The 3,209-nt window shown below is 72.2% G+C and carries 3 protein-coding genes; 2 read left to right on the plus strand and 1 reads right to left on the minus strand.

Features of this window, described 5'->3' with window-relative positions:
* The coding region (locus NQ160_RS21220; protein WP_257517057.1) for a His/Gly/Thr/Pro-type tRNA ligase C-terminal domain-containing protein at positions 1-678 on the plus strand (678 nt) is incomplete at its 5' end.
* Between the two features lie 21 nt (positions 679-699).
* On the opposite strand, the gene NQ160_RS21225 is transcribed toward NQ160_RS21220, so the two are convergent.
* Entirely contained in the window at positions 700-1,533 is an 834-nt protein-coding gene (locus NQ160_RS21225) for a DUF1206 domain-containing protein (protein WP_257517058.1), read from the minus strand.
* A gap of 61 nt (positions 1,534-1,594) precedes the next feature.
* Between NQ160_RS21225 and NQ160_RS21230 the strand changes: the two genes are divergently transcribed.
* Positions 1,595-3,209 (plus strand): lipase family protein (locus tag NQ160_RS21230; RefSeq protein WP_257517059.1); only part of this gene is annotated, 1,615 nt, incomplete at its 3' end.

Below are 3,209 nucleotides of genomic sequence, written 5' to 3' on the forward strand. Positions count from 1 at the left end.
GCCACCGGCATCCGCTATTTCCTCGACCCCCGCGTGGTCGACGGCACGGCGTGGATCACCGGCGCCAACATCGATCAGAAGCACGTCGCCCGCCTCGTCGCGGGGCGCGACTTCACCGCCGACGCGTTCGTCGAGGTCGCCACCGTGCGCGCGGGGGATCCCGCCCCCGACGGCTCGGGTCCTGTCGAGCTCGCGCGCGGCATGGAGATCGGCCATGTCTTCCAGCTCGGCCGCAAGTACGCCGAGGCGCTGGGGCTGAAGGTGCTCGACGAGAACGGCAAGCTCGTCACCGTCACGATGGGCTCCTACGGCATCGGCATCACCCGCATCCTCGCGATCATCGCCGAGCTCAACAACGACGACAAGGGCCTCACCTGGCCGGCATCCGTCGCGCCGTTCGACGTGCATGTCGTGGCGACGGGGCGGGACGCCGCCGCGTTCGAGCTCGCCGAGAAGCTGTCGGCCGACCTCGAGGATGCCGGGTTCGACGTGCTCTACGACGACCGCCCCAAGGTCTCGCCCGGCGTCAAGTTCGGCGACGCCGAACTCGTCGGCGTGCCGCACATCGTCATCGTCGGCCGGGGCGCCGCCGAAGGCCAGGTGGAGTTGTGGGATCGCCGCACCGGTGAGCGCGAGGTCGTCGCCGCGGCCGACGCGGTCGCGCGGCTGCGCGCCTGACGTTCGCTGCCCGCGCGCCGGTCAGAGGGTGGCGTAGCGGGCGCGGAACAGGCAGAAGACCCCGTACGCGATGAACCCGGCTCCGACCGCGGCGACCAACGCGGGCCCGAACATCATCGCCAGCAGCGCCTGCAGAGCGCCGTCGAGTCCGCCCGCGGTCGAGGGATCGATCGTGACGGCTGATGCCAGCAGCAGGATGCCGACGATCACCAGCGCGATGCCTTTGGCGATGAACCCGACGACGCCGAGCAGGACGACGGCGTGCCCGAGCGGCGTGTCGGGGATGTCCAGCTTGCTGTGGAAGCTGCGCATCACCCCCATGACGATGAACGAGATGCCGCCGATGGCGACGCCGAGTCCGACCAGGCTGAGCAGGATCGACCCGCCCGCGACGGTGAGCACGCCCTCGCTGGCCCGCTCGGCGGCCTCTTCCGCGTTCGGCCGTGCGCCCAGCGCTACGGCGGCCGCGATGAAGCCGATGGCCGAGAACGTCGCCGCCTGACCCCACTCCGCCGCCCGCACCCCCCACTTCTTCGCGGCGCCCTTGATGTCGCCCTGCGGGTCGCGGACGAGCACGCCCGCGGCGAGGTGCCAGGTGCCCAGTGCCCAGAGGGCCACGGCGAGCACCCAGAGCGCGGCGAATCCGAGAGGGGCGTCGGCGATCGCCTTCAGCGCGCCGGTCTGGTCGCTTTCGCCCGTACCGCCGAAGGCCACGCCCAGGGCGATCGACCCGATGAGACCGTGGACGACGCCGTTCGCGACGTATCCGGCTCTCGCGCCCAACCGGGCAGCCGGGTGGTAGGCGACCTCACGGGCGACCTCACGGCTGGCGCGCGGTGAGACGGTTTCTGGCACGGCCACAGCCTAGGGGCGCAGGGTTCACGGAGGTGACCGCGAGTACGCTTCCTGGGTGACAATGCCAGCTGTGGGACTGCGCGCGGGATTGGCGGCTCTCCCGCGGCTGCTGGTGCGCGCTCCGGCGCCGGCTCTGCTCGCGATGGGCCTCGTCGTGGTCGGGCTCGCTCTTCTCATCGTCTTCCGACCGCTGACCTCGCTGCTGCTGCTGACGGTCTACATCGGTGCGAGCGCCGTGGTCGCGGGGGTGGTCGAGATGATCGCGCCCCGCCATCGCCACCGGTGGAACCGGGCGGTCGGCATCGCCTGGATCGTCGGGGGAATCGCACTGGCCGTCTGGTTCGGCGGCAGGCTGGACCTTCTCCCCACCGCCCTGGCGGTGCTGCTGATCCTCGCGGGCGTGGCGTCTCTCGGTGACGCCGTCAGTCGCGGCGGTGTCAGCCGGCGGGTGCTCGACGTCGCGTGGGGCGGGGCCCAGATCGTCTTCGGCGTGCTGGCGCTGACCTGGCCCGACGTCAGCGTGCTGGTCGTGGCGGTGCTCTTCGGTGTGCGCACGATGGTGTTCGGCGTGACGCTGGTCGTGCGAGGCGTGCGCGGCATCCTCGCCGACGGCCAGCGTGTCGACCCGTCGCGGACGCGTCTGCGCAGCCGCCGCAGTCGGGCGTGGGTCGCGGTGGGGCGCTATGCCATGGCGGCGCTGCTGGTGGCCGCGGCGGCGGGCGGATCCTGGCTGAACGGCTGGCTCGCCGATGGCGCGCCCGTCGTCGACGCCTTCTACGATCCGCCCGCCGACGTGCCCGAGGGACACGGCCGGCTCATCCGATCGGACGACTACCTCGGAGCGGCGCCGCCGGGCGCCACCGTGCAGCGCATCCTCTACACGACCCGCTCGTCGCTCGGTGACCCGGCGGTGGCCAGCGGTTTCGTGATCGTCCCCGACGAACCGGCGGACGGTCCCCGCCCCGTGGTGATCTGGAACCACGGCACCACGGGGGTCGCGCGCGGCTGCGCCCCCAGTCTCGCCGACGGCACCGCCACCCACTGGGCCATCCCCGACGTCAACCGGGCCATCGCCAACGGCTGGGTGGTGGTCGCGCCGGACTACACCGGGCAGGGCGCGCCCGGCGACTTCCCCTATCTCATCGGCCGCGGCGAGGCCCGCTCGGCGCTTGACGCCGTGCTGGCCGCCGGTGAGCTGGAGGACCTCGTGCTGTCCCCCCGCACCGTCGTCTGGGGTCACTCGCAGGGCGGGCATGCGGCGCTGTGGACCACCCAGATCGCCCCTGACTACACCCCGGGGGTCGATGTGCGGGGCACGGCGCTCCTGGCGCCCGCCGCCGATCCGCTGGCGCTCGCCGAGGAGCTCGCATCCGGTGAGGCCAACGCGCTCCTGACGGTGATGGTGTCGTGGGTGCTCGTGCCCTATGCGGAAACGTATGCCGACGTGCACCTCGAGGACTATGTCGCCCAGGGCGCGCGGCAGGTGATCCGAGAGATGGCGCAGCGGTGCCTGAGCGAACCCGGCGTCGTGGTCTCGGCGCTCACCGCACTGGGACTGTCCGAGAATGAGCCGGTATCGCTGCCGGACCTGACGACAGGGGCACTCGGGGAGCGCCTGGCCGAGAACGTGCCCGAAGGACCGTGGCAGAGCCCGATCTTCGTCGGCTGGGGTGCGC

The sequence above is a fragment of the Microbacterium sp. zg.Y909 genome, from assembly GCF_024626565.1.